We start from the raw sequence: 24,437 nt of genomic DNA on the forward strand, positions 1-24,437 counted from the left end.
GGTCAGGCATAAGTTGGCTGGCAACAGAGCAGGTAAGTAACCAATTATCAAAAAGAGTTTTCGGGAAGGAGCATCCATCCCTTTTGTAGAATGTAGGCAATAGCCGAATGAAATAGGAGTGGTTTTATGCCGACATACAATAAACTCGTTCGAGATCTCATTCCAAAGGTCATTCAGGATGCCGGTCAAGTATGCCATACCCGGCTCCTCGGTGATGAGGAGTACATAACAGAACTGAACAAGAAAATGCACGAAGAACTGGCCGAATACGAAGCGGCCGAAAATGCCGAGGATGCCATCGAGGAAATGGCCGATTTACTTGAGCTCATTCATGCAGCTGCTTCTTACTATGAAATCTCATTTGATGAGTTGGAAAAGATCCGTGCGCAAAAAGCAGAGAAGCGCGGCGGTTTCGAGGAACGTATTTTCTTGGTGGATGTGGAGGAAGCCTAACAAGAAAAATAGCTGAGTGAAGGAGTAAAGTCATTGGAGAGACGATTATTTTACGCCATGGTAGGGATATTGCTCTTTTTCATTCTTGGTACCGTTTTAGCGGTAATCGAGCAATATTCATTTTTTATCAAAATGCATTCGGCAGGCATTGTCATCACCTTATTTTCTTCTTGGATTCATTATAAAAGAATGAAAAAGGCTGAGGTTGCCCGCTCTAGTTCTACTTGACCAAAAAGACCGTCGCCGATAATCGGCAGACGGTCTTTTTGCAATAATAATTAAATGATAGCTAATGAATCCTGCGTGACTTTCCTTTCTTGATAGATGGCCAAATCCTTTTCATAGGACGTCTGGTAGGAGGCCAAGCTATGCTCCTTCACCTTCAAGAAATCATGCCAATCGATAATCTCGTAGTAACGGTTCAACAGTTCTGCATTTACCCAAGCCGTTTCTTCAAAGACGATGTCCCGTTCATGCTCTTCAATTAGCATTTCCAGAAACGGCAAATCGCGATCGCGCTTTTCCGCACAAGCCTGTTTCTTCGATTTGATTATTTCCACAGCGCGGTCCAACGAGGCAAGCAACGCTTCCCGGTCCATCGCATGGCCGAGTTCATGAATGGTCAATGTGCGGATATAGGTTTCGAAAGGCATGGATTCATGAAGTTCCCCGTACGCCTTTCGTATGCGTTCCATATCGATGAGGACTTCATGTTTGATGAAATCGTACATCATATTGACCCCTGTTGCCTCCTGCTTTACAGCGACCTCCATTTCCACATCTCGAATCGTTTGTTCTACTACATCCTGAATCTGCCGAGCTGGTCTTCTCATTCTCTCCCCTGACTTCCTTTTTAATGTTTCACAGTCTATTGAATCGGGTATATAATCTAGTTAATAAAAACCAAGGAGTTCATTATATGAAAATAAAAAAAGGCTTTCAAGCAGACGGGCGCTTGGTCGCTTGCCATGCTAGTCAGCCTTCGCCTTCCGTTCAACTTTCAGCAGAAAGAGTCGGCCATTCTCCTTCAGCGGCTCTATGCCAATAGCCCGCTTCGGCACAATGGTGATACGGTCATCTTGTGAGCCGACCCAGAAAGCTAGATAGATTGGCTTCTCCAGGTGAAGTTGTTTTTTCCCGTCATGGAGTGCATCCCCTCCATAACTGCCATACAGCCCCTCTATGATCACCGATTCCATTTCATCTGCCGGTCCCAGTGATATCGTTTGCTGTTCCTCGTAGATGTCATTCTTCACGATAAAACTCATCTTTCGGTATTCCTTTAGATTTCCAGCTAACGGGAGAACCATCGGATCTCTCATTTTGTTTCCTTCCTCATATTGCTCGACTGTGAATACTAGCTCTTCATTCTCTTCCAAGTTTCCGTAAAGTGAAAGCTGTACATTGTTCTTTTTCATCGTATTGTCCGTTTCATCGTTCACCATGTTCGCCTTGATGTACATCTTTCCACCCACAGCGCAGCCACTTAGCATCAGCACTAAACTCAATAGGACAGATAACTGTAGTTTTTTCACTGGCTCACTCCCGGTTAGTATTGGACCACTTTTGGCGTTCCACCTTTACGAGAAAACATTGCTTGTTTTTTAGTAATGAAGCATACCCTTCTTCCTTCGGAGAGGAAAAGTGAAATGTCCCATCGTCTGATCCGATCCAGTATGCTATATAGACAGATTCTTCAAGCGGAATATCAATCTTGCCCTTAAGCATCGTTCCGATAGTACCAAATTCGGTAGTGCCATCAATTGTTATAGAGGTGGCTTCATTCGGTTTCTGGAAGGAAAACGTCAAACAGTCTTGTTGGAGGTCACTTGTCACGCCGAACGCCATATCCGCTTTTGCTGTCAAATCCCCAAACATTAAGACTGAGTCACCTATACTTTGCCCGTCAACGTAGCGTTCTATAGTGAAAACATATATTTCATCATCCGGTACTTTTCCTTCTATTCGAAAGGGAATGACGTCAGTGGCTTCTATTGTTTCGTTTGCCTGCACATTTCCCAGTTGAATTGTGGGGTAACCTGATCCATGACATGCTCCAACTGTGGGCAGTGTAAACACCAATAAACAAAGGAACAGGATCCGCTTCACTCTGCCATACTCCTTGCCTCAGCGGCGGCCCGTGCATCTCCACCCTTTTCAAACGCTTCAGCGCTCCGCATGAAATGACTGCGCGATTGCTCCAATCCCCCTGTTTCTTTATATGTTTGGCCAAGCCCCTGATGAGCACACCCGATACAAATGCCACAACCGGCTAGTTCGCCTTGCCGCAAGGCTTCCTCAAAACAGCGGAATGCTTCCTGAATCCGTTTTTCAGTCAATGCTATGAGACCCAGCTCATAAGCGACAGCGGAAAAGCCAACGTGATTCTCAGGCAATCTTGCGTTGCGATGCGCAAGCTCTTGAGTAAATGCCTCTTTGGCAAGATCATATGCGCCGCGCATTCGATGTACCATGCCGATTTGATGAAGTGCAATCGCTTCATCTGAAATATCGCGCTCTTCCACTGCCCAGCTATGCAGTTTCTCGTAGCACTCCAGTGCCTCTTGCCACTCTTCCTTCATCGCAAGGGCAAAACCAAGTCCATGCAACGCACTCTGTTCGTCCTCCCTGTTTTCCGCCTGTTCCAGGCATTGCCGGTAAATCGATTTACTCTCCTCTAACTCGCCTGCGTCAAAAAGTCGAAACGCTTCCCCCAGCGCTTGTTTGACGTCCATTCCCCCCTCCCCCTTTCTATCGTTATGCCTCCAACTGCACTTCCAGAAATACATAGCCGTCCCGTTCATGTTGCTGTTTAAATACGATTGGCACCCGCTTGCTAAAAATCGGTCCATCGACGACAACGGTATGAAATTCACCTGACTCCCCGCATGCATCAATGCCGAGCGCCTCCAGTTCATCCATTAGTTCAATCGTAAATTCCCGGCCGATGAACTCTGCAGGCATCATTTTTGTGTTCACTACCACAATATATGCTTCAAATCCGGCTTGAACGAATTCCTCCAGCAACGCCCTGCGCGGCTCCATCCATAATGGATGCACAGCCTCCATCCCGACCTTGGCGCACGTCTGTTGCACCCACTTCAAATGGTCTTCCAGATCAATGTCACCGAAGACTCCAGTCGTAACGCCTGCGTCGACACATTCTTTCATCGCATCAAGAAATTGTGCTTCGTACCCATTCCAGTCTGAGCCCCGCGTCATGAACGAAACCCCAATGCTCTCCGCTTGCGCTTGCACTACCGCAAATGGCAAGGCATGTGATTTGGAACGCTCCTCATCCGTTTCAAACATCGTCCACATCCGTTTCGGTTCCCCGCCTGCCTCTACCGCACGGTAAAAAGCGAGTGCCGAATCCTTTCCGCCGCTCCATGAGGCGACAAATGGCCGATTGTCCAACTTCAAATCCTTCATTGTTTGCTCATCTCCTGTTCTACAAGTTCTAGTACATCATTCTTCATTTGTTCTTTCTTTTGCATCAGATGGAATGTCAATTGTTGACACTTAGACATTTCCTATTTCTTCTTCAGGTGCATACTAAGCGTTTATAATAAAGACAGTTACGAATGGCAAGAAATAGATAGAATCTCACGTTTCCACTCTTCCTCCGAGCTAATTGTAAGAAAATTATACCATGAGCCTTACGTTAATGTTTTACTAATTATGATTTGATAGCTCCAAACTATTTCTCTCCCAACTCCGTCCAACTTTATGAGACGCAAGCGCGCTGGCGTTATTTCTATAGAAGGTGATTTGATTTGTCATGACAAAAGATGAAAAGTTCAAATTGGTAGAGGATTTTATTGTGGAACACCAGCAAGCCCACTACCGACTTGCTTATAGCTATGTAAAAAACAAGGACAATGCACTGGATATCGTGCAGGAGTCGATCTTGAAAGCTCTCCGCTCCGTGGACCGGCTGGAGGAAGTGAAATACCTGAAGACCTGGTTTTACCGGATCGTCGTGAATACAGCCATTGATTTTCTGCGTAAAAACGGGCGGATTTCTGTCATGGATGATGAAATCCTAGGTACGCATCTTCCTGCCTCTACAGATGGCAAGGCCGACCTCGACTTGCGGGATGCAATTGATGAGTTGCCGGCCGTGCATAAGACCATCATTATTTTACGCTTTTTTGAGGACCTAAAAATCGATGAAATTGCCGCTATCACGGGAGACAATGTAAACACGGTGAAAACCCGGTTATATGCGGCTTTGCGGAAGTTACGAGTGGAAATGGGAGAGGAGTACAACGTATGAGTAAATTTGACGAATTGAAAAAGGAATATGAGTCTGTAGACATTCCAGAAGAGCTGGCGGGTGTAGTAAAGCGATCCATCCGTGAAGCGAAACAGAAAAAAGCGAAACGGCCAATGATGAGGAACTGGTTAATTGGCACAGCTGCGGCGGCTGCCCTTTTCGTCGGAAGCATCAATGTCAGCCCTGATTTGGCTAAGGCCATGGCGAAAGTGCCTGTTCTCGGATCACTTGTTGAAGTGTTAACCGTCCAACAGATTTCATTCAACGAAAAAACATATGATGCAGACGTTTCCACACCGGGCATTACAGGACTTGGCGACAAGGACTTGGAGGCTGCTTTGAATGAAAAATATTTGAACGAAAACAAAGCATTATACGAGCAGTTCCAAAAAGACATCGCCGAGCTGGAGAAAACGGGAGGCGGCCATATGGGAATGGACGTCGGCTACGAAGTCAAAACGGACAACGACCGCATTCTGTCCATCGCGCGCTACGAAGTCAATACCGTCGCTTCTTCCTCCACTGTCATGAAATATGACACAGTGGATAAGGTGGACAATGTTTTGATTACGTTGCCAAGCCTCTTCAAAAACGATCAATATATCGAAGCAATCAACAATTACATTGCAGGCGAAATGAAACGACAAATGGCAGAAGACGAAAACATCTCCTATTTCGGAGCAGACCTTGACGGCTTCACAACAATCAAACCCGATCAATCCTTCTACATTAGCGACGAAGGCAAACTCATTATCTCCTTCGATAAATACGAGGTGGCCCCCGGCTATATGGGAATTGTAACATTTGAAATTCCAACCGACGTGATTCAAAAACACTTGGTGAGTGATGTGTATATTCACTGATAAGCATCCCCGTGCATTGTGCATGGGGATTTTTTATGTGAAGTGTTGAGGAGCGGATGTTCATTGAGTAGAGGCAGGAACCGTGTGAATTCGCTCTAATGTCTATCACCGGGTAAATTCCTTCTATCACCGGCTGAATCGTTCCAATCACCGGGTAATCCCCTTCTATCACCGCCTAAATTATTTCTATCACCGGGTCAACTCTTTCTATCCCCGTCTAATTTGAATTGATCACCCCTTCGTTACAATTCCGCAAAGAAAATTCTATGCTCTGGGAACATCCTTTTTCATGTTACGTTCTAGTAAAAAAGAAAAGTATAGGAGGTTCTTACATGAAATTCACCTTATGGATTGCCTTACTATTTGCCATGATCGGGGGACTCTTCGGTTATTTCTTCCAAGACATGTTTTATTGGACCGGTCATTCTTTCTTATGGTTTAACGCCGGAGCTGGGTTCGCTGTTCTTTTTTCACTAGCAGCGATTATGTTAGTCATATTCAAGCACTTCAAAAAGGGCTCTACATCACAAGATGCGCTTTTGCTAGTAATCATTCTTCCGGTTGCGATTGCGACTTTATTTTGGACGATTTTCGTTTATGCTATGTGGCAAGGTTAATTCCCATAAAAAAAATCCCAATGCTTTAATCGCATTGGGATCAGTCGTTCCGTCCACCGACTGGCTCGAAAGGACGGTTCTCCATTTTCAATTCGTCAATTGTCTTCCGGAGACGCTTTAAATGGCATTTTTCGTAGAGTCCGATGAACGGAAACCATTGGATGAGCGGGAGATGCCCGTAGTTCGGATGGGCAAATGATTTGTCCCGCAATGCATCTTTGCAGCTGGCATCATATACGTCTAGCAGATAGATTCTAGAATTATGAAGCTCTTCTTTTAAATCTGCAATTGTTTTATAGTGGTCCGTCGGATGTGTCTGCTCCGGCAGGTTCACGTTTACGACCCGGTCGCTCGCCAATAGGATGAGCTTTTTAGAAGCCCGGAGGCTATCCGGGTTTTTCATTTCCCTCAATATCTTTGTTGCTATATAAGTTTCCATCAACGTCAGATGCTCCAGGATCTGTTTAGGGGACCAGCCGCCGCCAGATGGTTTGCCGTTAAATTCTTCATCTGTTAATCCTTCGAGTGCCTGATAGATTTTTCTCCGGATTTTACTATTGCCTTCGAAAACCATTTCATCTCTCCCTCATTTGCTAATGAAATAGAGTGTCATCCGGTACGACTATGCACCGGTTATCCAAATTCATTCCCACATCATAAACCCTTTTGCAGGAAATTTAAAGTCCTACGCACAAATTCAGAAAAGTGAATGTCAGTTTGTCAATCAAAGCGACTCAGCGCCTTCTTGGCTTATCCTAAAATGAATCAAACCGGTCCTATTTGACGATATTTAAAGTGAACTCCAAATCTGCTTTCAAATGCTGCTCCATTAACCGTCCGGCTTCCTCGATTTCCCGATTGCGGATGGCCTCGCAAATTTGTTCATGCTCCTCGAGCAGAAACGGACGTTTGTGGAAGACAACAGCCCTGCTGAACAAATAGATGATGGACTGCATTTTATCTACGGTTTCAATCATGATCGGGTTTCGGCTCTCCTTGACAATCAAGTCATGGAATCGTTTATTCGCCTTGACAATTTCATCATGTGTCCCGGTTTTCGCCTGTTCAATGGAGGCTTTCAACTTCTCGATGTCTTCTTCCACCATGTACGTCGCAGCCATCTTGGCGGCATGACTTTCAATGAGCATCCTCATTTGGAAAATGTGGCGCATGTCCTGTTCTGTCGGTTTGATCACCTTTTTTCGTTTGATCAACCCTTCCTGCTCCAGGCGGCGGATGGCTTCACGAATCGGAGTTCGGCTTACTCCAATCTCCTCAGCCAATCGTTCCTCCACCAGCTTCATGCCGCCGGGATACGAACCCGTAACAATTTGCTCCCGAATCGTTTCGTACGCCAGCAACTGTGCGGTTCCCGCATGCTGTTCCATGTCGCACCCCCTGTTCTTACCCATAGTATACAGGATGATGGACAAGAACAGGTTATTGTATGCAATTATAATCGTATTGTATACAAGTCAGAATTATTATTGTATACTCAAATTGCAATTCGACAGATACGAAGGAGGCTTTCCCATGAAAGTTGGTTTTGTTGGTCTAGGAATCATGGGCCGTCCGATGGTCCTCAATTTGCTGAAGGCCGGTTTTGAAGTTCGCGCGTTCGACGTGAGTGAAGAAGCACGAAAGGCCGTTGTTATAGAGGGTGCCCAAGAGGCAAAAACGCCAAGAGAGGCGGCAGATGGAAGCGATTTCATCATTACAATGCTGCCGAACGCTAAAATTGTGGAACACGTATTATTTGGCCCTGAAGGTGTCGCAGAAGGTTTGCAGGCGGGTTCCATTGTCATTGATATGAGCTCAGTATCCCCTGTCGACTCAGTTGCCTGCGCGGAGAAATTGAAGGCATATGACGCTTCCTTCCTCGATGCTCCGGTAAGCGGTGGCCAGCCGAAAGCAGAAGACGGCACTCTGTCCATTATGGTAGGCGGCGACGAAGAGGCACTCGCTAAAAGCCGTCCAGTACTGGAAGCGATGGGAAGCGATGTAACGCATGTTGGCGGTAGCGGAAGCGGCTCTACGACAAAGCTCGCGAATCAAATCCTAGTGAACGTCACAATGGCCGCAATGTCCGAAGCGGTTGTGCTTGCTGCCAAAGCTGGCGTTGATATTGAAAAAATGTACCAAGCGATCCGTGGCGGACTTGCCGGAAGTGCGGTACTCGATGCCAAAATCCCGCTGATCCTGGAACGAAATTTTGCACCAGGCGGACGGATTGATATTAATATGAAAGATTTAACGAATGTCGTGAACGCAGGCCGTGACATTGGCGTGCCGATGCCGCTCACATCAAATGTCCTTGAAATGTTCCATGCGCTTAAAGTGGATGGTAAAGAGACAGATGACCATTCGGGTGTCATCCAGTATTACGAGAAGTTGGCGAATTTCGAAGTGCCGAAAGGCGGGAAATAATCGTGGCGAATATAGCGGAACAGGTCCAGCAGCTCCCGAACTATAGCGAGGAACTTGAAAAGTTATGGCAGCAGGAACGTCCTTCATTCACCCAAAAGATCATTGTGCTCGACGATGATCCAACGGGTGTCCAGACGGTGCATGGCATTCCGGTCTTTACGGACTGGTCACTGGAAACGATTCGTGCAGTGTTCCACGAAGAACGCCAAATGGTGTTTCTATTAACTAACTCGAGATCCTTTTCGCCTGATGAGACAAGAAAAGTGCATACGGATATCGCTGAACGGATTGCGAAGGTTTCGACAGAAATGAAGCTGCCTTTCCTGTTGATCAGTCGCGGGGATTCCACGTTGCGCGGCCATTACCCACTCGAAACGGAAGTATTGCGAGAAACGTTGGAAAGCAATATGGGACAAGAGATCGACGGAGAGATTATTTTGCCGTTCTTTAAAGAAGGCGGCCGGGAAACAATCGGTGATATCCATTACGTTAAGCAAGGCGGCGACTATGTGCCTGCCGGAGAGACCGAATTTGCGAAAGACCGGATGTTCGGCTTCCAAAGCAACGATTTGAAACAATGGATAGCCGAAAAAACCGAAGGCGCTTATCCGGCAGATAACGTTGTATCCATTTCCTTGGAGGAATTGCGCTCGCTCTCCATTGATTTGATTGCTGATAAATTATTCCGTCTAAGTAGCTTTCAAAAAGTAGTCGTCAACGCCGTCTCTGAAGACGATGTCAAAGCCTTTTCCATTGCCCTCTTGCGGGCGATTGCAAAAGGGAAACGGTTTTTATTCCGTACGGCTGCTTCCTTTACGAAAGTCATTGGCGACGTTTCAAGCAAACCGTATTTGACCAAGAGCGAACTGGTCAATGAAGCCTCCAACAACGGTGGATTGATCATCGTCGGCTCTCACGTACAGAAGACAACCGATCAGCTGAATGAGCTTCGTCATGTATCGGGCATTCATTTCATCGAATTTGATTGCCATCTCGTCCAAAACGGCAATGAGTTTACAGACGAACAAGCGCGCATTCAGCAACTCATCAATCAGAAAATCAGTGAGGGCCAGACGGTTTGTGTTTACACATCCCGACAGCGGCTCGACTTGGGTGAAGGCCGGAAAGAGGAAGAGCTGGCTTTGTCCGTCTCCATTTCCGATGCGATGACGCGGTTCGTCCACAATTGTAATCCGAGCCCATCCTATGTAATCGCGAAAGGCGGCATCACGTCAAGCGACGTTGGGACAAAAGGGTTAGGTGTAAAGAAAGCGGAAGTGATGGGGCAGGTCGCTCCTGGTGTTCCTGTTTGGCAGACAGGTCCGGAGAGTCGTTTCCCGGGCATCCCTTATATTATCTTCCCGGGTAACGTCGGTGAAGTAGATACATTAAAGAAAGTCGTTCAAGAATTGGAATCTTAAAGAGAAAAGGGGTTATGAAATGGTTGAAGGCAATATGCTCATTGTGATTTTCCTCCTGGCGTTGGCCGCATTGTTTTTCTTGATTCTCAAATTAAAAGTTGAGCCGTTCATTTCACTGATCAGCGTGGCTCTCGTTGCTGCCCTGGCACTCGGCTTCCCGCTTGCGGATATTCCGAAAACCGTCGCGACGGGCTTCGGGAATACGTTAACTGGCGTCGGGATTCTTATCGGTCTCGGTGTCGTCTTCGGACAATTCTTAGGTGTTTCGGGTGCAATTGAGAAGATTGCCCAAGCCGTGTTGCGTGTGTTCGGCATCAAACGGTCGGCGGCAGGACTGTCCTTGACAGGGGTCGCCGTATCGATTCCCGTTTTCTTTGACGCTGCATTTGTCATTTTGAGCGGATTAGTCAGAAGCTTGTCCAGAAGAACTGGCATCTCGATTGTCACTTTCGTTACGGCACTCGGTATCGGTTTGATTGTCTCTCATAGTATGATCGCACCGACGCCTGGACCGCTCGTCGTTGCGGAAAACACGGGGGCAGATCTCGGCCTCTTCATTCTGTACGGAATCATTTGTGCGATCCCTGCCGCTATGGTGGGCGGGTACTTGTACGGCACATTCATCGGTAAGCGAATCAAAACGGACGCAGATGTTACGGAAGAAGAAATGATTGCCGATCCGGTCGCTGCACCGCGGAAAGAAATTTCCACTGGCTTATCGTTTTTCATGCTCGGCTTGCCGATCATTTTGATCCTATTGAATACCGTGACCCAATTATGGCTGGAGGAAGGGACACTATCCCACATCCTCGGGTTCATCGGGGATAAAAACGTTGCCTTGCTCATTAGTGTAATTGTCGCGCTTATTGTATTGCGCCCTTATATTTCGGTTCCATACAAGGATCTCTATGACGAAGCCATCAACTCTGCCGGGATGATTATTCTCGTTACCGGCGCAGGTGGAGCATTCGGCACCGTCATTAACCAAAGCGGCATCGGCGATTACTTGATTGGCACGATGCAAGGATGGAGCATTCCTGTGCTCGTTCTGGCATTCATTTTTTCTCAGATTCTACGGGCTTCCCTCGGTTCTGCGACAGTCGCGCTCGTTACGACTTCCTCTATTTTGGGACCGATGGCCGTCGAACTCGGCGCCTCTCCGATTTTACTCGGACTCGCCATCTGTGCAGGGGCAATCGGATTGTCCTTGCCGAACGACTCGGGCTTTTGGGTTGTTAATAAATTCGGGCGTCTCACGATTCCCCAAACGATTCAAGCCTGGTCTGTCGGCGGCTTCATCGCCGGCCTGACTGCGCTTGCCATGGTCTACCTACTCAGTTTGTTCAGTGGCATCTTGCCAGGTATCTGATGTTAAAAGTCGGTAAGAGAAGGCACTCCTTCCCTTACCGGCATTTTTAATTTACTTCGGCTGCTTGAAAAGCCAGTGTCTGCCTGAGCCCTTCCTCATACGGCGTTCTCGGGAGAGCCCCGATCTCCCTTTCATATTTGCGGCCATCAAGTTGGAATGGATGCTCGTATAAATAGGACAGTTCAAGAAATTCCCGCATAAATGGATTGAAGAGGCCGGCTAATCGGATCATTCGCTTTGTAACCGAGCTGACTTTTTTATCATAGCCAGTCAGACTACGGATCATATCGACGAGTTCATTTCCCGTCACCAGACGCTCGCCGGGAATATTCCAGTTTTGGCCGTATGCGCTCTCGTTCATCGCCAGTTCTACAAGCGCCTTGGCGCCGTCCGGAGTAAAAATGAATTCCCGTGGGATATCCAAACTGCCTACATACCCCGATTTTTTATTTAATAGGACACTTTTAAGTGTATGATGGAGAATCGTATTGCCAGCATGCGGTCCATAGAAGTCTGGAAAATGAGCAATGATATAAGGAATTTCGGATGCTTTTAGCTCCTGCTCCAACGCCAAGCGTAGCTTTCCCTTTTTTGTGTGCGGATTTTTCTCGGTCTCCTCTGAAACTCTTTTGCCATCTTGCCTGCCGTAAGCATAGACATTGTCCACTACGACAAGCTTACGTCCTTTTGCCACATCCATCACATTCCTCATAATGCGCGGCAGTTTTTCATTCCACTGCTCATAGGAAATGCTCACGGAATGGAAGACTGTATCGACATCTGCTGACGCCATGTACACCACTTCCCTGTCCAGTACATCCCCAGGCTGGATTCTGACGAATGGATTTGAAGCAAACAATGACTGCAGCTTCGCTTCGTTTCTTGCAAATGCAACTACCTCTATACCTCTTCCAGTCAATTCATTGACAAGAGAATATCCCATTCCTCCTGAAGCTCCAAGGACAATCGCTTTTTTCATTCTTATTCCTCCTTTTAATTAACCACTGTTCAATTAAATTCAAAAAGGGACCATTACATCCCCTTCATCAAGAAAGCCACATGCGCCTCCGCTAAAACCTGCACATCGTCAAATGTTTGGGAGGTGTAGCAATAATACGATACAAATCCATGCAGTGATAAAAACAAACACCACATATTTTTAATGGTCATCTGGCCATTCGTCAGCAAATGCAAGGCGTCCGCAAACTTCTCGTAGCTTTGATTCGGATGATCCTGCAAATAGCCTTGCACTTCTTGATCCTTCAGCATGAACATCATTTCATAATGGCTTTTGTTTTGAAGGCCGAACTTGATATACTTCAATAAAATCTCACGGCATTTTTCCAGAGGCTGCGAGTCAGTTGCCATGATCTCATCAATGAGAATATCCAACTTTGAAAAATCATATGAGACGACCGCTTGGAATAAATCCGCCTTGTTCTTGAAATGATAATAAATGGCGCCATGACTGCACTTTAATTCGGTTGCCACTTGCCTCATCGATGTTTTGTCATACCCATTTTCAATGAACAGCTGCCGGGCCGTGTCCAGTATGGCTTCCCTCGTCAGCTCTTCATTGGCCGTTCTTCTTGCAGACATTTGAGCTCCTCCTTGATTGACCACTGTTCAATTCAGAGTAAAACAAACGCCTACTTTTCGCAAGAATCACCTACTGCTCCCAAACCGATATGAAAATCCGGTTCACTACAACAAGTAGCCCATACCCCCATCCAAGCACTCCTTTCCCAATAAAAAGAAGTAACACTGCCGGAGTTAGAAAAATAATGCCCTCTAGTACTGCATGAAGGCTCGCTGGTACCTGTACTGCTGCTTGAGGAGAACCGAATAATCCCCAAATGACTGCAACGCTGAAAGGCAGCCCTATAGATAATCCAATTTTCATCATTGGTGTTGCCCCTAATTTATACCCTGCATATCCATAGATGGCCAGCCCGAACAGCTCTAACAGAAAGCGCAGCATGATGTTGATTGTTTGCAACCCTACTAGAATGTAAATCACCTCCTGGCATTTATTTGACCACTGTTCAATTAAGTATATTCGCTTGTCTTCTTTCATGCAACTGAGATGTTACAATAAACAAAAAAACGGCAAGTCTTTGTTTAGACTTGCCGGGAACACCAGTCACCTTATGCAGGCATCGGTGTGTCGGTTGGTTCAGCATAACCCTCACTATATGTGCTATCAATGTATTCACGGATTTCCTTCATTGATTTGCCTTCTTGCTTCATTTGGACAGATTTCGCCGCAATTTCCAAGCAGACGAGGCAACGAGTGCCGTGATCGTCCCATACAACAGATCCATCCTCGCGAATTTCATCGACGAAGCAATTTAAATTGCTGCCGTGGCCCGCGCTTTCACCACAACCGCAATAGCAAGGCATGTAAGCCAAGACATCTTCAGCATTAGCCGCCACTTGGTACACAAGCCGCATATCTTCCGGTTTGTCATCCAAGAACTTCGGCAGCACTGCAGCCGATTCCGTTACTTCCTGCAAATCACCGTTCGGCAAATGCTTTTCATGACCGACTTCCATCTCTTTATGGGCCGAGCCGTTTTCTTTCGACTTGTCTCCGCATGCGGAAAGGACAAGCACAAGTATCGCAATGATAGGCATGAGCTTTTTCATCATTCATGTCTACTCCTTTATATTGTAATGTCCTTCCATCATAACGGAGTTCCGGATGCAAGAGGGTTACAACTTTGTGGACAATCCATGCATTTTCCGTGCATTTTTGTCTTGTTTGATCCAATACCTGATCCCCTTTCCCGCAAACGGCTCATCCGAAAAACGAGGGATCACATGCAAATGCGCATGCATGATGGACTGTCCCCCGACTTCACCCGTGTTCCAGCCGACGGTATAACCTTCATGGTCATACCGCTCTTCCAAATAATCCTTCGCCTTTAAAAGCAGCTCCTGCGTATCCCGCCATTCGTTTTCTGTCAGCCCGAACACGTCTTGTACATGACGCTTCGGGACAATTAACCCGCTGCCTTCCAAAACGGTCTGCTCAGAAGCCTTCTGGATATAGGCACATGTCTCGTTTTCGAATAGGATCTGCTGCTCGGGATCTTCGGTCAAATGACAGTAGGGGCATAATGACTTCTCCATGCTTACCGGCCGATCATTTTGGACGGATCGACATATTCATCGAACTGCTCTTCCGTCAATAAACCCGTTTTGAGCGCCGCCTCTTTCAATGTTGTACCTTCCTTATGAGCCGTCTTTGCGATTTTAGCCGCATTTTCGTAACCGATATGCGGATTCAATGCTGTTACGAGCATAAGCGAGTTCTTCACTTTGCGATCAATTTCCTCGCGGTTCGGCTCGATGCCGACTGCACAATTATCATTGAAGCTATGCATACCGTCTGCGAGCAACTTCGCGGATTGTAGGAAGTTGTAAATGATGACCGGCTTGAATACATTCAATTCAAAATTCCCTTGGCTTGCCGCAAAGCCAATTGTCGCGTCATTCCCCATAACTTGTGCAACGACCATTGTCAGCGCTTCACTTTGTGTCGGGTTCACTTTCCCCGGCATGATGGAGCTGCCCGGTTCATTTTCAGGAATGGTGATTTCCCCGATGCCCGAACGCGGTCCGCTTGCCAGCCAGCGCACATCATTCGCGATTTTCATTAAATCTGCCGCGAGTGCTTTGAGCGCGCCATGTGTGTAGACGACTTCATCATAGCTGGTAAGGGCATGGAATTTATTCGACGCGGACGTGAACTCGATGCCGACCGATTTCGAGATTTCCTCGGCTACTTTGTCTCCGAAGCCTTTCGGTGCGTTCAATCCTGTACCGACCGCAGTGCCGCCAATGGCAAGCTCCTTCATCGATTGAACGCTATCCTTCAGCATGCGCTCGGTCTTTTCCAGCATCCGGTGCCACCCGCTTATTTCCTGTCCAAGCGTGAGAGGCGTCGCATCTTGCAAATGCGTACGGCCGATTTTAATAACATCCATGAATGCCTCGGATTTTTTTCCGAGTGTTTCTTTTAACACGGCAATCGCCGGTAATACGTCACGTTCTACTGCGATGACACCCGCCACATGCAGGGCTGTCGGGAATGTATCATTGGAACTTTGGGATTTATTCACATCATCATTCGGATGGAGGCGTTCTTCCTCTCCCCATTCCTCAAGCAGCTGGTTACCTCTGTTTGCTAACACTTCATTCATATTCATATTCGATTGCGTACCGCTACCGGTCTGCCAGACGACGAGCGGGAAATGGTCGTCCCATTTACCTTCCAGCACTTCTTCCGCTGCCGCGACAATCGCCTTCATTTTCGCTTCGGACAAATTTCCGAACGAATGGCTTGCGATGGCAGCCGATTTCTTCAGATGTGCAAACGCACGAATGACTCCGAGTGGAATCCGCTCGCCGCCGATTTTGAAGTTTTGTTTACTCCGCTGGGTTTGTGCACCCCATAGCTTATCTGCCGGAACTTTAATTTCTCCAAACGTGTCATGCTCGATACGATATTCCATACTTCCTCCGCCTTTCGAAAATAGAATGAAACTCCTTCTTCTATCATGCACTTTTTCGTCTGGGAAATAAAATGAAAAGACCCGGTCTCCCAGGTCTCAGTCGTCATTCTATGAAATTTTTCCCTGCCGCCCATTCTTCGATGAATTGGCGTTGGCGCGGGTTTAGATTCAAAGGCAGCTCCTCTTTTCCGAAGTAATGATGGGCTTTGCTTTCCACTCCGCTCTGCTGGAGGCTGCCGCTGAAATCTGATGTGATGAAGATCACCTGGACGCTATACGTTTCATCTCCATTCGGATAGGTGACAAAACAGGCATCGCCTGAATAGAGGCCGAACAATTGCAATTGATTCACATGAAGACCCGTCTCTTCCAATGTCTCCCGCCTAGCTGTTTCCTCAAACGTTTCCCCGATTTCCATCACACCACCCGGGATACACCAATTATCCTCATCTGCGCGGTGCTGAAGCAAAATACGATCATCTTTCGTCAAAATGACGCCACAACCCACCGTCAATAGAGGACGCTGGCCAATCAGCTTTCGCATTGCTCGAACATAGTCCATCCAATCTCGCCCTTCTTCTCTTCTATGACTTCCACAAAAGCGTCCACCACCGCCGGGTTGAATTGCTTCCCTTTTTCATTCAATAATTCTTCCAAAGCAGTATCTACGGGCATAGCTTTCTTGTAGACGCGATCCGTCGTCATCGCGTCAAAGGCATCCACAACAGAGACAATGGCCGCTTCCAAGGAGATTTCCTCTTCTTTTAAACCGAAAGGATACCCTTTGCCATCATACCGTTCATGATGCTGCTCTACGATATAGGCCGCCTCTCTCAGCCATTCCACCGGATGATTCCGAAGCATGTCCGCCCCTCTCTGCGAATGGGATTTCATAATGTCCCATTCCGCCGGGGTAAGTTTTCCTGGTTTATTCAATATGTCGGGCGGAATTGCCAATTTCCCGAGGTCATGGAAGTAAGCTCCCCACCTCATCAGCTTTAAGCTGGCGGCAGGCCGATCAAACTTCTTCCATACTTCAATGGCGTATTGCCTGATGCGATCACAGTGCTGATACGTATAGCCATCGACCTGGGCCACTGCATCCATTTCACGCTGAAGCAATTGCATCTCAGAGAAATTTTTCTCGTAAAATGGCGCATCCATATGGATCACCACTTCTGCGTCCGATAACGCGTAGAATGTAATTACTTTGGCATGTTGGGAGGCATCGACTGTCTCTCCAATTTTCATTCTCCGCCTGCTGCCTGCATGTTCATAATCCATCCTACCGCTAACTAACGTATACTGCTCCACCGTGGCATGATCTGGATTATATTGCGCGCAAAACGAGCCGCCCGGCGGCAAAGCAAAAACCGCTTCCGCGATATTTTGACGCCTCTCCATCAGCGTAACCGTTCCAGAAGACAGATATAGCACGGGGCGACCGCTCTTCTCCTTCTGCCAGACCTTCCTCATTTTCCCCTTCATCGGCACCCTCCGCCCGTCATAATTCGACTGTATATCCCATTTTTCTTCATTATACAGGAGGAGGGCAGAGCTGGCTATCATGTTTTTAGAATTAATAGATTATTTTATTATAATTCTTGACGTAAAGCTTGGATTACATCGATTTTAGTTGCCTTTCTCGCTGGACGCCATCCTGAAACCATCGCAACTGTAATACTGATGGCGGAGGCGATAAGTACGAGCTGCCATGGAATAATGGAAAATGTCACATTCATCCCACCGAGATCCTCTTCGCTTAGCGCAGCCGAAACAATCATCGGCAAGACCAAATTCGCTATATAACTGATGCCATACGATAGGATGACAGCAATCACCGTCCCTAAAATGCCGATCCATGCACTCTCCATTAAGAAAAGCCGCTGAATTAATTTAGGACTCGCGCCGATCGCTTTCATGACGCCGATTTCACGGGTCCGTTCTGTCACAGCCATCGTCATTGTGTTAAAAATACCAATTGAAGCAATCAAGATGGCGATGGTTCCGACAAACACCAGGCCTGCTTTGAACGCAAGGAAAAACACATCAATCTGTTCTAACTGGTCAGCAATGGAGTAAACAGAATATCCTTCTTCCTTCAATGCGTTGCTCACAGTCTTCACATTTTCCAACTTGTCTGCGTACATTTTTACGTTGCCATAAAACAATTGGCCATCCGGTTCTTCGACATTGGCCTGGTATATTTGATTCAAGGAAGGGATAATGCTTTCATCCGCATAGATATTAGCATCCTGAATCCAATCTTTCGCAGGTTCTTTTGCAATACCGACAATCGTAAATGCCGTCTCCTCCGGGAATAAATCTTGTTCTTCATATAACCCCATCTGATACGTAAACTGTGTTCCAATCAGCTCACCATCGTACGTCACAGGCAACTCCGGATCCTCACCCGGCTCTATCAGATTCTGGGCAAAATGACTGCCGACCACAACCTCATTTGCGGATTTCGGTAGACGCCCTTCCTTCAGGGCAAAGCCTACTTTCCCCTCCTCTTTAAAATCAGTGATGATGAGCTGCTGATTTCCTTCGAAGCCATCTAGGTTTGTCGAAGACTGCAGGTTCATGGATTGCCGATACACAACCGCTTTGACATGGTCACGTTTCTTCAGTTTCTCGACTGTCGACTCATCCATTTGTTCCGAATACACTTCAATTTCATTTACCACGCGATTATCCAAAATCTCTTTGCGCATCGTATCATGGATTCCGAAACCGACCGATGCCAGAACGATTAGAAAGGCCGTTCCCATAGTCGCAGCCAGAATGGTCATGAACACGCGCAACTTATTCTTCTTAATATGCTGCCGGACAAAATCCAGTTGATCCTTAAACTGCATGGGTTACGCCTCCTTCCTTCAATTCGCCATCGTGCATGCGATACATCCGGTCTGCCGTCTCCGCTACCGTGTCGTCATGCGTAATGATAATGAACGTAATCCCGCGGGTTTTATTCAACGACTGAATCAACAGCAGAATATCCTGCTCCGTCTCCGAATCCAAACTCCCCGTCGGCTCGTCCGCGAAAATAATCGGCGGATCTGTGATTAGCGCACGCGCGATACTCACCCTCTGCTGCTGCCCGCCGGACAACTCATTCGGATAATGATGCTGCACGTCCGTCAATCCTACCAGCTTCAGCAGTTCATTCACCTTCTCCTTCCGGATGGCCCGGTCCACCCCGCTCAACGTAAGCGGCAACTCCACATTCTCAAACGCCGTCAACCCCGGCATCAGCTGGAAGTTCTGAAAAATAAACCCATACGTCGAAAGCCGAAACGCCGCCCGCTCCGCCTCCGAGTAAGAGGTCGTCATCGTGCCACCCACCCGAATCGTCCCCCGATCCGGCGTCAAAAACCCCGCCAATATATGCAGCAACGTCGACTTCCCCGACCCGCTCCGTCCCACAATGGAAACAATCTCGCCCTTCTGAATCGAAAAATTCAACCCTTTCAGCACAGGGACTTCCTTCTCCTTGCCCTTCTTGCCAATCTTAAACGAATGATACAACTCCCGAACCTCAATCATCCTGCAACCTCCATTTGTTTCATTTGTAGTTCCAGTATAGGCGGCGAATCTTAAGAGGGAGTGAGGGGGAAAATGAAGAATTTCTTAAGAATGGGGTGGGGTTCTAGCGGGGAACAGTGGAAGCGGTGTGATTTCTGGCGTTCAACTGGAGATTCTGGCATTCGGACAGCGATTCTGGCGTTCAGCTCAACTTTCTGGCGCTCGGACGGCAGTTCTGGCGTTCAGCTCGAGATTCTGGCGTTCGGGCGGCAGTTCTGGCGTTCAACTCAGCTTTCTGGCGCTCGGACGGCAATTCTGGCGTTCAGCTCGAGATTCTGGCGTTCGGGCGGCAGTTCTGGCGTTCAACTCAACTTTCTGGCGTTCGGGCGGCAGTTCTGGCGTTCAACCCAGCTTTCTGGCGTTCGGACGTCGGGTCTGGCGTTCATTCATTTTTTCTGGCGTTCGGGCGGCAGTTCTGACGTTCAACTCAACTCTCTGGCGTTCAGCTGGTGGCAATCCTATGAAGGTTTCTCAAGGCGTTAGACAATCCCGGACGCTTCTTTACGCCGTCAAAGCGCCGGACCGCCTAATTAACTCTTCTATTGAACATTATGTTCGAATTACACATTAGATTTTATTCAACTATTTCAAAAAAGGCCTAATAATTGGGACTACCTACTCTGGGCCGCTTGCGCCTAGAGAAGAAGATTTGAATTAACTTGGTGGCGTGGCTGAGATGAAGGTGCTATATATCGGTTGTGGGAGTATTAATTATCAGAAATATATGAATAACCTAAGGATATCAGAGCTTTGGGGAATTGATCTTTCAAAGACACAGATTGATACGGCGAAGGAGTTTCTGAAGGAGAGCAAAGCGCCTGTCCATTTAGTTGAATCGCCGATGGAGGAAAATCCCGGGCTGCCTCATGCATACTTTGATATTGCTATTGAATCTTTGCGTTGGGTTAGACGACCGATTTGCATGATGAGCTTAAATTATTTTTTGTCATAAGAAATCATTTATAGCATAAAAGTAAAGGGTATAAAAGTTTTACAATCTAGCATTTAAACAGGAGGAGAAAATGGCTTGAAGAAAAGATTTTGTTTTATTTTCATCGTTTTGTTGTTACTAACGGTACTACCGACATTTGGAAACTCAATTGTTAAAGCTGAAGCAGTTGTAAAACACGGTAAAATCAGTTTTTATAACCCAGTTAATAAAGGGTCTGATGGGAAATTAATGACAGAAAATGATTGTGCAGTCGATCGTTCTCACAGTTATTTGCCCAAAGGGACTAAAATTTCAGCAACAAATCTGGATACTAATAAGTCAAAGTGGCTTGAAAAGTGGGATATAGGTGATTTCAGTAAATACGGGGTTGTTCTTGATGTTCTACCAGAGACATTTGTTTACCTTGGTGGAATTAAAAAAGATGGATATATCGAAAGAGCCCGAATCGAATGGTATGATTTACGCGGATCAGTCGAGAATCCCGAAGCAACCGATATGGATCCTCAGTAATTTCTAACAAAAATCTGGATAAAACACATTTATCCAGATTTTTTTATGATGTACAACCGGGAGGAAGATAGCTATGAAGAGAAAAATTACTTTTTTTATTATAATTGTTGTTATACTTTTTTTATTTAGAAATGAATTAATTAATGATAAGGAAGACCTTTCGGATAAGTCTGTAACTTTAACTAATTTATATATAAATCTATTTGACCCAAAGAGTCTTGTAAACATATTTTATCAATATAATCAAACGTCTCAAGAAAACAAGGTACTTTTAAAGAAGGATATAGTAGACTACACGGCCTTCGCTTTCTCTGAGCACTCTAATAGCCTGTATTTTGCTGATAAAGCAAAAGACAATACAATGCAATTATTTGTAAAGAACTTGAAAACTAATCAAACAAAACAATTAACAAGTGAAGTAAATAATGTGGATTTTATCCAAATCGACAAAACAGAGACAACAATCTTTATGAGAGTTTTGTTGAAGAATGAAAATCGTAATTTTCATATTGCTACCTACGATATAGAGACAAAGGAGTTGAAAATTTGGGACGAGACTAATACAGATAAAAGTATTTTAAACTTTGACTACAACAAAAATAACAATAAATTAGTTATAGCATCCTATTCACAAGCCGAGGACACAAAGAAACTTGAAGAAGCTAATGAAAATCAAACCATATTACTTCCTCCTAAATACAGTATTGACATTTATGATATCAGTGGAAATATGGAAAAACGTATTACTACTATGGAAGTATTTATTAGTGGGGTCTCATTTTCACCTGATCAAGAAGCATTGTTGTTAAGTTATGATGAAGACTTAATTAGCCCTTTATCTTATGTTGTAGAAATAGATGTCAACACAAAAAAAATAAAACCATTGTTTAATACCCAATCGAAGTATTCAAAAATTAGGGCTGTTAAATATGATGAAAAAAATGAAGGCTTTTTCTTTTTATCCAGCTTTAAAAAAAATAAAAATCATTACAATGCTTTGGAAATCCCCGAGAAAAGTGTGCTTTCTTACTATGACCTTAAAAAAAATAAAATTAAAGACATTTGGCAAACCAATAAAGGAGTAATTGTTAATTATTCATATTAGCCAAAACGGTCACAATCATTGCATTCCATGTATCTAGAAATACAATCTAATGATTTAACATTCTCGTGGTCTTCACTACAACTACGTACAAGTAAGGGGGTAGCAAACATTTCAGTCGACCCCCACCCCCTAAACCAAAAAACCCCCGATCCGCCAGGCGGGTCGGGGGCACTCTATCAATTATTCTTCTGTCGACGAATTTTCTTCTTTTGCAGCAACACCAGCACCCGATTTAGTAGCAGATAGTTCTTCGGTCAGTCGGTCGATGCTAGGGCGTAGCGTGTTTTTGCCTACGTAGCTTTCCATCATTTCTTTGACGTCGATGCCGGAAGAAGCCTTTAGGGATTCTTGCAGCGTGGACATGAGATTCGTTGCGTAGGAGGTTACTTTGTTGGCGCCGCCACCTTCGCCGCCGCCCGTGTCCACAACCGTGATCTTGTCGATGTTGGATAGTGGGCTTGCGACTTGTTTCGCATATTCAGGAATCATGCGGACAATCATATCAAGGACAGCTGCCTGGCCATACTGTTCGAAGGCTTCCGCAATTTTGCGCTTGGCTTCGGCTTCGGCGAGACCTTTAAGACGAATGACATCGGCTTCGGATTCCCCTTGTGCCCGTTGCGAGTCGGCTTTTGCCAAACCATCAAGCCGAATTTTTTCCGCTTCGGCAGCGGCTCTAGCCTCGATGCGGTATTTTTCAGCATCGGCTTCTGCCAACTGACGGGATTTTTCAGCCGCTGCGTTTTGCTCAATCGCATAACGGTCGGCGTCTGCCTTTTTCTTAACTTCGGAGTCGTACTGTCTTTCCCGACGCAAGATCTCTTTCTCTTCCAATTCGATTTGCTTTTGACGCTCAATGATGCGGACTTGCATCTCTTGCTCGGTTACTTCTTGTTTAGCCCGTGCGGATTCCAGTTCATATGCTTGGTCCGCCCGCGCTTTCGCCACGTCTTGCTCTCGGCGGTACTCGGCCACTTTCAACTGGTTTTCTTTTTCTGCTTCAGCAATTTCAGTAGCACGCTCAATTTCAGCCTTTTGTGCTTCCTTCGATGCTTCAGCATTTTTGATGCGCGTTTCTTTTTCCGCTTCTGCAGTTGCAATATCAGCGTCGCGTTTTACTTGTGCGATCCTCGGCTTCCCTAATGAATCAAGATATCCGTTCTTATCGCGCACATCTTTAATAGTAAAGGAGACAATGACAAGCCCCATTTTCGCAAGGTCTTGCGAAGCAACCCGCTGTACTTCTTGTGAGAACTTATCACGGTTCTTATAGATCTCCTCGACCGTCATCGAGCCTAAGATGGAGCGCAAATGGCCTTCTAGAACTTCTTTCGCTTCATTTTCACGGTCATCCTTTGATTTTCCTAAAAATTGTTCGGCCGCCGTTGCGATTTCCGAGATGGAACCGCCAATCTTGATGATGGCTGTGCCGTCGGCCATCACTGGAACACCTTGTTCCGTGTATACTTCTGGTGTTGTTACTTCCAATTTGCTTGAAAGTAAGCTGAGCGGTTCCGATTGCTGGAATACCGGGAAGACGAACGTACCGCCACCACGAATGATTTTGATCCGGTTTCCGGAATCATCCGTATGTACATTTTTGGAGCCGAGATAGCTTCCTGTCACGATTAGCGCTTCATCCGGTCCGACCGTCTTGTACTTCGAGACGTAGACAAGGATGATGGCTAGCAGAATAAATGCCACAATCCCAATGATAATAAAAATACTTGGCATCGCAATTCCCCCTTATAATAATTTATTAGTTTGATCTTACGAAAAACGGAACGGTTCATACTCCTTGACGATGAATGTGCCTTCCTTCACTTCAATAACAAGCACTTCCTTGCCGTACTCGATCGGTTCGTTCTCATAGCCCGCCGCTCGCTTGTTAATGATGCCGTTCACTGTTTCAATGATGATTTCGCCGAAGCCGTCCACCGGAATCGGCACAATGACTTTGCCGACCTGGCCGGTTAACGATTCATCGGTGTACGTCATCGAAACCTCCGCAGATTTCAATGGTAGGAGTACGAAAAAATAGAGGAGTACGTCCAGCAGGATAGCACCGACAAGCGACACAACCAAGATAAGGCTATGATTCCATCCTGTCACTAATTCCAGGATATACCCGATTGCCGCGGTGAATGTAATAAATGCCAAAATGACAGCTGGATCTAGAAATGGACTGCCTTCACCGATCCCCTCCGCGATATCACTGAAGAAGATGTATAATATTGTAGCTAGACCAGCAATAATAAGGACAGTCAGATAAACTTGCACAATCGGCATGCCAAACAGTTCCAAAGCCAACACCTCCGCTTCCTTCTTTCCTA

The 24,437-nt window shown here is 46.2% G+C and carries 31 protein-coding genes; 12 read left to right on the forward strand and 19 right to left on the reverse strand.

From position 1 onward, the window contains the following. Window positions 1-126: 126 nt before the first annotated feature. Together L7D49_RS02675 and L7D49_RS02680 are read left to right on the forward strand one after the other, a co-directional pair. Window positions 127-453, forward strand: coding sequence for a nucleoside triphosphate pyrophosphohydrolase (locus tag L7D49_RS02675; protein ID WP_238079269.1), 327 nt, complete (start codon window positions 127-129; stop codon window positions 451-453). Between the two features lie 33 nt (window positions 454-486). After that, window positions 487-681, forward strand: a complete 195-nt coding sequence (locus L7D49_RS02680) for a hypothetical protein (RefSeq protein ID WP_238079270.1) — start codon at window positions 487-489, stop codon at window positions 679-681. 50 nt (window positions 682-731) lie between these two features. Here L7D49_RS02680 and L7D49_RS02685 read toward each other — a convergent pair whose 3' ends face one another. The 5 genes from L7D49_RS02685 to L7D49_RS02705 form a co-directional block, all read right to left on the reverse strand. Continuing rightward, the gene (locus L7D49_RS02685; protein WP_238079271.1) at window positions 732-1,286 is read right to left on the reverse strand and encodes an integrase; all 555 of its coding nucleotides are present in this window, start codon (window positions 1,284-1,286) and stop codon (window positions 732-734) included. 138 nt (window positions 1,287-1,424) lie between these two features. Further along, on the reverse strand, window positions 1,425-1,988 hold the full coding sequence (locus L7D49_RS02690; RefSeq protein WP_238079272.1) for a hypothetical protein: 564 nt from the start codon (window positions 1,986-1,988) through the stop codon (window positions 1,425-1,427). 4 nt (window positions 1,989-1,992) lie between these two features. Then, window positions 1,993-2,562 carry a hypothetical protein gene (locus tag L7D49_RS02695; RefSeq protein WP_238079273.1) on the reverse strand — a complete coding sequence of 190 codons (570 nt, stop codon included), beginning with the start codon at window positions 2,560-2,562 and terminating at the stop codon, window positions 1,993-1,995. Next, the gene (locus L7D49_RS02700; protein ID WP_238079274.1) at window positions 2,559-3,188 is read right to left on the reverse strand and encodes a tetratricopeptide repeat protein; all 630 of its coding nucleotides are present in this window, start codon (window positions 3,186-3,188) and stop codon (window positions 2,559-2,561) included. The genes L7D49_RS02695 and L7D49_RS02700 overlap by 4 nt, the downstream gene beginning before the upstream one ends. A gap of 22 nt (window positions 3,189-3,210) precedes the next feature. After that, window positions 3,211-3,885 (reverse strand): Dph6-related ATP pyrophosphatase, encoded by a 675-nt coding sequence (locus L7D49_RS02705; protein WP_238079275.1) that lies wholly within the window; start codon window positions 3,883-3,885, stop codon window positions 3,211-3,213. A 349-nt stretch (window positions 3,886-4,234) separates the two neighbouring features. On the opposite strand from L7D49_RS02705, the gene L7D49_RS02710 reads away from it, so the two are divergent. The 3 genes from L7D49_RS02710 (at window position 4,235) to L7D49_RS02720 (ending at window position 6,212) form a co-directional block, all read left to right on the forward strand. Next, the gene (locus L7D49_RS02710) at window positions 4,235-4,732 is read left to right on the forward strand and encodes an RNA polymerase sigma factor (RefSeq protein WP_238079276.1); all 498 of its coding nucleotides are present in this window, start codon (window positions 4,235-4,237) and stop codon (window positions 4,730-4,732) included. Continuing rightward, window positions 4,729-5,595, forward strand: coding sequence for an anti-sigma-V factor RsiV (gene rsiV / locus L7D49_RS02715; RefSeq protein ID WP_238079277.1), 867 nt, complete (start codon window positions 4,729-4,731; stop codon window positions 5,593-5,595). The genes L7D49_RS02710 and rsiV overlap by 4 nt, the downstream gene beginning before the upstream one ends. Window positions 5,596-5,927: 332 nt before the next feature. Next, window positions 5,928-6,212, forward strand: a complete 285-nt coding sequence (locus tag L7D49_RS02720; RefSeq protein ID WP_238079278.1) for a hypothetical protein — start codon at window positions 5,928-5,930, stop codon at window positions 6,210-6,212. 40 nt (window positions 6,213-6,252) lie between these two features. On the opposite strand, the gene L7D49_RS02725 is transcribed toward L7D49_RS02720, so the two are convergent. Both L7D49_RS02725 and L7D49_RS02730 read right to left on the reverse strand, forming a co-directional pair. Next, on the reverse strand, window positions 6,253-6,786 hold the full coding sequence (locus L7D49_RS02725; RefSeq protein ID WP_238079279.1) for a DinB family protein: 534 nt from the start codon (window positions 6,784-6,786) through the stop codon (window positions 6,253-6,255). A gap of 202 nt (window positions 6,787-6,988) precedes the next feature. Continuing rightward, window positions 6,989-7,600, reverse strand: a complete 612-nt coding sequence (locus L7D49_RS02730) for a GntR family transcriptional regulator (protein ID WP_238079280.1) — start codon at window positions 7,598-7,600, stop codon at window positions 6,989-6,991. Between the two features lie 145 nt (window positions 7,601-7,745). On the opposite strand from L7D49_RS02730, the gene garR reads away from it, so the two are divergent. From garR to L7D49_RS02745, 3 genes are read left to right on the forward strand one after another with little or no spacing between them, the layout of a single operon-like run. After that, window positions 7,746-8,639, forward strand: coding sequence for a 2-hydroxy-3-oxopropionate reductase (gene garR / locus L7D49_RS02735; protein ID WP_238079281.1), 894 nt, complete (start codon window positions 7,746-7,748; stop codon window positions 8,637-8,639). A 2-nt stretch (window positions 8,640-8,641) separates the two neighbouring features. Next, the gene (locus tag L7D49_RS02740; protein WP_238079282.1) at window positions 8,642-10,060 is read left to right on the forward strand and encodes a four-carbon acid sugar kinase family protein; all 1,419 of its coding nucleotides are present in this window, start codon (window positions 8,642-8,644) and stop codon (window positions 10,058-10,060) included. Between the two features lie 19 nt (window positions 10,061-10,079). Then, complete coding sequence (locus L7D49_RS02745) at window positions 10,080-11,429, forward strand: GntP family permease (protein ID WP_238079283.1); 1,350 nt, start codon at window positions 10,080-10,082, stop codon at window positions 11,427-11,429. Window positions 11,430-11,475: 46 nt separating this feature from the next. Here the strand turns inward: L7D49_RS02745 and L7D49_RS02750 are convergent, their stop codons facing one another. The 10 genes from L7D49_RS02750 to L7D49_RS02795 all read right to left on the reverse strand — a co-directional run bounded on the left by L7D49_RS02750 (window position 11,476) and on the right by L7D49_RS02795 (window position 19,498). Then, a complete protein-coding gene (locus L7D49_RS02750) occupies window positions 11,476-12,408 on the reverse strand; it encodes an NAD-dependent epimerase/dehydratase family protein (protein ID WP_238079284.1) in 933 nt (310 codons plus the stop codon). A 53-nt stretch (window positions 12,409-12,461) separates the two neighbouring features. Further along, window positions 12,462-13,028 carry a TetR/AcrR family transcriptional regulator gene (locus L7D49_RS02755; RefSeq protein WP_238079285.1) on the reverse strand — a complete coding sequence of 189 codons (567 nt, stop codon included), beginning with the start codon at window positions 13,026-13,028 and terminating at the stop codon, window positions 12,462-12,464. 70 nt (window positions 13,029-13,098) lie between these two features. Then, window positions 13,099-13,449: a YrdB family protein gene (locus L7D49_RS02760; RefSeq protein ID WP_238079286.1), complete on the reverse strand. Its 351-nt coding sequence runs from the start codon at window positions 13,447-13,449 to the stop codon at window positions 13,099-13,101. A 128-nt stretch (window positions 13,450-13,577) separates the two neighbouring features. Continuing rightward, window positions 13,578-14,081, reverse strand: a complete 504-nt coding sequence (locus L7D49_RS02765) for a PCYCGC domain-containing protein (RefSeq protein ID WP_238079287.1) — start codon at window positions 14,079-14,081, stop codon at window positions 13,578-13,580. A 63-nt stretch (window positions 14,082-14,144) separates the two neighbouring features. Beyond that, complete coding sequence (locus L7D49_RS02770) at window positions 14,145-14,564, reverse strand: HIT family protein (protein WP_238079288.1); 420 nt, start codon at window positions 14,562-14,564, stop codon at window positions 14,145-14,147. Between the two features lie 2 nt (window positions 14,565-14,566). Further along, entirely contained in the window at window positions 14,567-15,949 is a 1,383-nt protein-coding gene (gene fumC / locus L7D49_RS02775) for a class II fumarate hydratase (protein WP_238079289.1), read from the reverse strand. Window positions 15,950-16,052: 103 nt separating this feature from the next. Then, window positions 16,053-16,511 carry an NUDIX hydrolase gene (locus L7D49_RS02780; protein WP_238079290.1) on the reverse strand — a complete coding sequence of 153 codons (459 nt, stop codon included), beginning with the start codon at window positions 16,509-16,511 and terminating at the stop codon, window positions 16,053-16,055. Then, on the reverse strand, window positions 16,481-17,437 hold the full coding sequence (locus L7D49_RS02785) for an HD-GYP domain-containing protein (protein ID WP_238079291.1): 957 nt from the start codon (window positions 17,435-17,437) through the stop codon (window positions 16,481-16,483). The genes L7D49_RS02780 and L7D49_RS02785 overlap by 31 nt, the downstream gene beginning before the upstream one ends. 107 nt (window positions 17,438-17,544) lie before the next feature. Further along, a complete protein-coding gene (locus L7D49_RS02790; RefSeq protein ID WP_238079292.1) occupies window positions 17,545-18,810 on the reverse strand; it encodes an ABC transporter permease in 1,266 nt (421 codons plus the stop codon). Continuing rightward, window positions 18,800-19,498, reverse strand: coding sequence for an ABC transporter ATP-binding protein (locus L7D49_RS02795; RefSeq protein ID WP_238079293.1), 699 nt, complete (start codon window positions 19,496-19,498; stop codon window positions 18,800-18,802). Before L7D49_RS02795 ends, L7D49_RS02790 begins: the two co-directional genes overlap by 11 nt. Before the next feature lie 72 nt (window positions 19,499-19,570). Between L7D49_RS02795 and L7D49_RS02800 the strand changes: the two genes are divergently transcribed. From L7D49_RS02800 to L7D49_RS02810, 4 genes are all read left to right on the forward strand, one after another. After that, window positions 19,571-20,020, forward strand: a complete 450-nt coding sequence (locus tag L7D49_RS02800) for a hypothetical protein (RefSeq protein ID WP_238079294.1) — start codon at window positions 19,571-19,573, stop codon at window positions 20,018-20,020. Window positions 20,021-20,213: 193 nt separating this feature from the next. After that, the gene (locus L7D49_RS20400; RefSeq protein WP_418895844.1) at window positions 20,214-20,489 is read left to right on the forward strand and encodes a class I SAM-dependent methyltransferase; all 276 of its coding nucleotides are present in this window, start codon (window positions 20,214-20,216) and stop codon (window positions 20,487-20,489) included. Window positions 20,490-20,564: 75 nt separating this feature from the next. Beyond that, the gene (locus L7D49_RS02805) at window positions 20,565-20,999 is read left to right on the forward strand and encodes a septal ring lytic transglycosylase RlpA family protein (RefSeq protein WP_238079295.1); all 435 of its coding nucleotides are present in this window, start codon (window positions 20,565-20,567) and stop codon (window positions 20,997-20,999) included. A 73-nt stretch (window positions 21,000-21,072) separates the two neighbouring features. Beyond that, the gene (locus tag L7D49_RS02810) at window positions 21,073-22,104 is read left to right on the forward strand and encodes a hypothetical protein (protein WP_238079296.1); all 1,032 of its coding nucleotides are present in this window, start codon (window positions 21,073-21,075) and stop codon (window positions 22,102-22,104) included. A gap of 180 nt (window positions 22,105-22,284) precedes the next feature. Here the strand turns inward: L7D49_RS02810 and L7D49_RS02815 are convergent, their stop codons facing one another. Both L7D49_RS02815 and L7D49_RS02820 read right to left on the reverse strand, forming a co-directional pair. Further along, entirely contained in the window at window positions 22,285-23,838 is a 1,554-nt protein-coding gene (locus tag L7D49_RS02815) for a flotillin family protein (protein WP_269135829.1), read from the reverse strand. Window positions 23,839-23,874: 36 nt separating this feature from the next. Next, window positions 23,875-24,408 carry an NfeD family membrane protein gene (locus L7D49_RS02820; RefSeq protein WP_472908861.1) on the reverse strand — a complete coding sequence of 178 codons (534 nt, stop codon included), beginning with the start codon at window positions 24,406-24,408 and terminating at the stop codon, window positions 23,875-23,877. Between the last annotated feature and the right edge of the window lie 29 nt (window positions 24,409-24,437).

Origin of the sequence: Sporosarcina cyprini (assembly GCF_022048975.1) — a bacterium.
Taxonomy (GTDB): domain Bacteria; phylum Bacillota; class Bacilli; order Bacillales_A; family Planococcaceae; genus Sporosarcina; species Sporosarcina cyprini.

What these genes read in the sequence shown, in the direction of transcription:
- L7D49_RS02675 (WP_238079269.1), top strand. Translation starts at nt 127, where the DNA reads ATGCCGACATACAATAAACTCGTTCGAGATCTCATTCCAAAGGTCATT.
- L7D49_RS02685 (WP_238079271.1), bottom strand. Translation starts at nt 1,286, where the DNA reads ATGAGAAGACCAGCTCGGCAGATTCAGGATGTAGTAGAACAAACGATT.
- L7D49_RS02700 (WP_238079274.1), bottom strand. Translation starts at nt 3,188, where the DNA reads ATGGACGTCAAACAAGCGCTGGGGGAAGCGTTTCGACTTTTTGACGCA.
- L7D49_RS02705 (WP_238079275.1), bottom strand. Translation starts at nt 3,885, where the DNA reads ATGAAGGATTTGAAGTTGGACAATCGGCCATTTGTCGCCTCATGGAGC.
- L7D49_RS02710 (WP_238079276.1), top strand. Translation starts at nt 4,235, where the DNA reads ATGACAAAAGATGAAAAGTTCAAATTGGTAGAGGATTTTATTGTGGAA.
- rsiV (WP_238079277.1), top strand. Translation starts at nt 4,729, where the DNA reads ATGAGTAAATTTGACGAATTGAAAAAGGAATATGAGTCTGTAGACATT.
- L7D49_RS02720 (WP_238079278.1), top strand. Translation starts at nt 5,928, where the DNA reads ATGAAATTCACCTTATGGATTGCCTTACTATTTGCCATGATCGGGGGA.
- L7D49_RS02725 (WP_238079279.1), bottom strand. Translation starts at nt 6,786, where the DNA reads ATGGTTTTCGAAGGCAATAGTAAAATCCGGAGAAAAATCTATCAGGCA.
- L7D49_RS02730 (WP_238079280.1), bottom strand. Translation starts at nt 7,600, where the DNA reads ATGGAACAGCATGCGGGAACCGCACAGTTGCTGGCGTACGAAACGATT.
- garR (WP_238079281.1), top strand. Translation starts at nt 7,746, where the DNA reads ATGAAAGTTGGTTTTGTTGGTCTAGGAATCATGGGCCGTCCGATGGTC.
- L7D49_RS02745 (WP_238079283.1), top strand. Translation starts at nt 10,080, where the DNA reads ATGGTTGAAGGCAATATGCTCATTGTGATTTTCCTCCTGGCGTTGGCC.
- L7D49_RS02750 (WP_238079284.1), bottom strand. Translation starts at nt 12,408, where the DNA reads ATGAAAAAAGCGATTGTCCTTGGAGCTTCAGGAGGAATGGGATATTCT.
- L7D49_RS02755 (WP_238079285.1), bottom strand. Translation starts at nt 13,028, where the DNA reads ATGTCTGCAAGAAGAACGGCCAATGAAGAGCTGACGAGGGAAGCCATA.
- L7D49_RS02765 (WP_238079287.1), bottom strand. Translation starts at nt 14,081, where the DNA reads ATGATGAAAAAGCTCATGCCTATCATTGCGATACTTGTGCTTGTCCTT.
- L7D49_RS02770 (WP_238079288.1), bottom strand. Translation starts at nt 14,564, where the DNA reads ATGGAGAAGTCATTATGCCCCTACTGTCATTTGACCGAAGATCCCGAG.
- fumC (WP_238079289.1), bottom strand. Translation starts at nt 15,949, where the DNA reads ATGGAATATCGTATCGAGCATGACACGTTTGGAGAAATTAAAGTTCCG.
- L7D49_RS02780 (WP_238079290.1), bottom strand. Translation starts at nt 16,511, where the DNA reads ATGGACTATGTTCGAGCAATGCGAAAGCTGATTGGCCAGCGTCCTCTA.
- L7D49_RS02785 (WP_238079291.1), bottom strand. Translation starts at nt 17,437, where the DNA reads ATGAAGGGGAAAATGAGGAAGGTCTGGCAGAAGGAGAAGAGCGGTCGC.
- L7D49_RS02790 (WP_238079292.1), bottom strand. Translation starts at nt 18,810, where the DNA reads ATGCAGTTTAAGGATCAACTGGATTTTGTCCGGCAGCATATTAAGAAG.
- L7D49_RS02795 (WP_238079293.1), bottom strand. Translation starts at nt 19,498, where the DNA reads ATGATTGAGGTTCGGGAGTTGTATCATTCGTTTAAGATTGGCAAGAAG.
- L7D49_RS02800 (WP_238079294.1), top strand. Translation starts at nt 19,571, where the DNA reads ATGAAGAATTTCTTAAGAATGGGGTGGGGTTCTAGCGGGGAACAGTGG.
- L7D49_RS20400 (WP_418895844.1), top strand. Translation starts at nt 20,214, where the DNA reads ATGAAGGTGCTATATATCGGTTGTGGGAGTATTAATTATCAGAAATAT.
- L7D49_RS02810 (WP_238079296.1), top strand. Translation starts at nt 21,073, where the DNA reads ATGAAGAGAAAAATTACTTTTTTTATTATAATTGTTGTTATACTTTTT.
- L7D49_RS02815 (WP_269135829.1), bottom strand. Translation starts at nt 23,838, where the DNA reads ATGCCAAGTATTTTTATTATCATTGGGATTGTGGCATTTATTCTGCTA.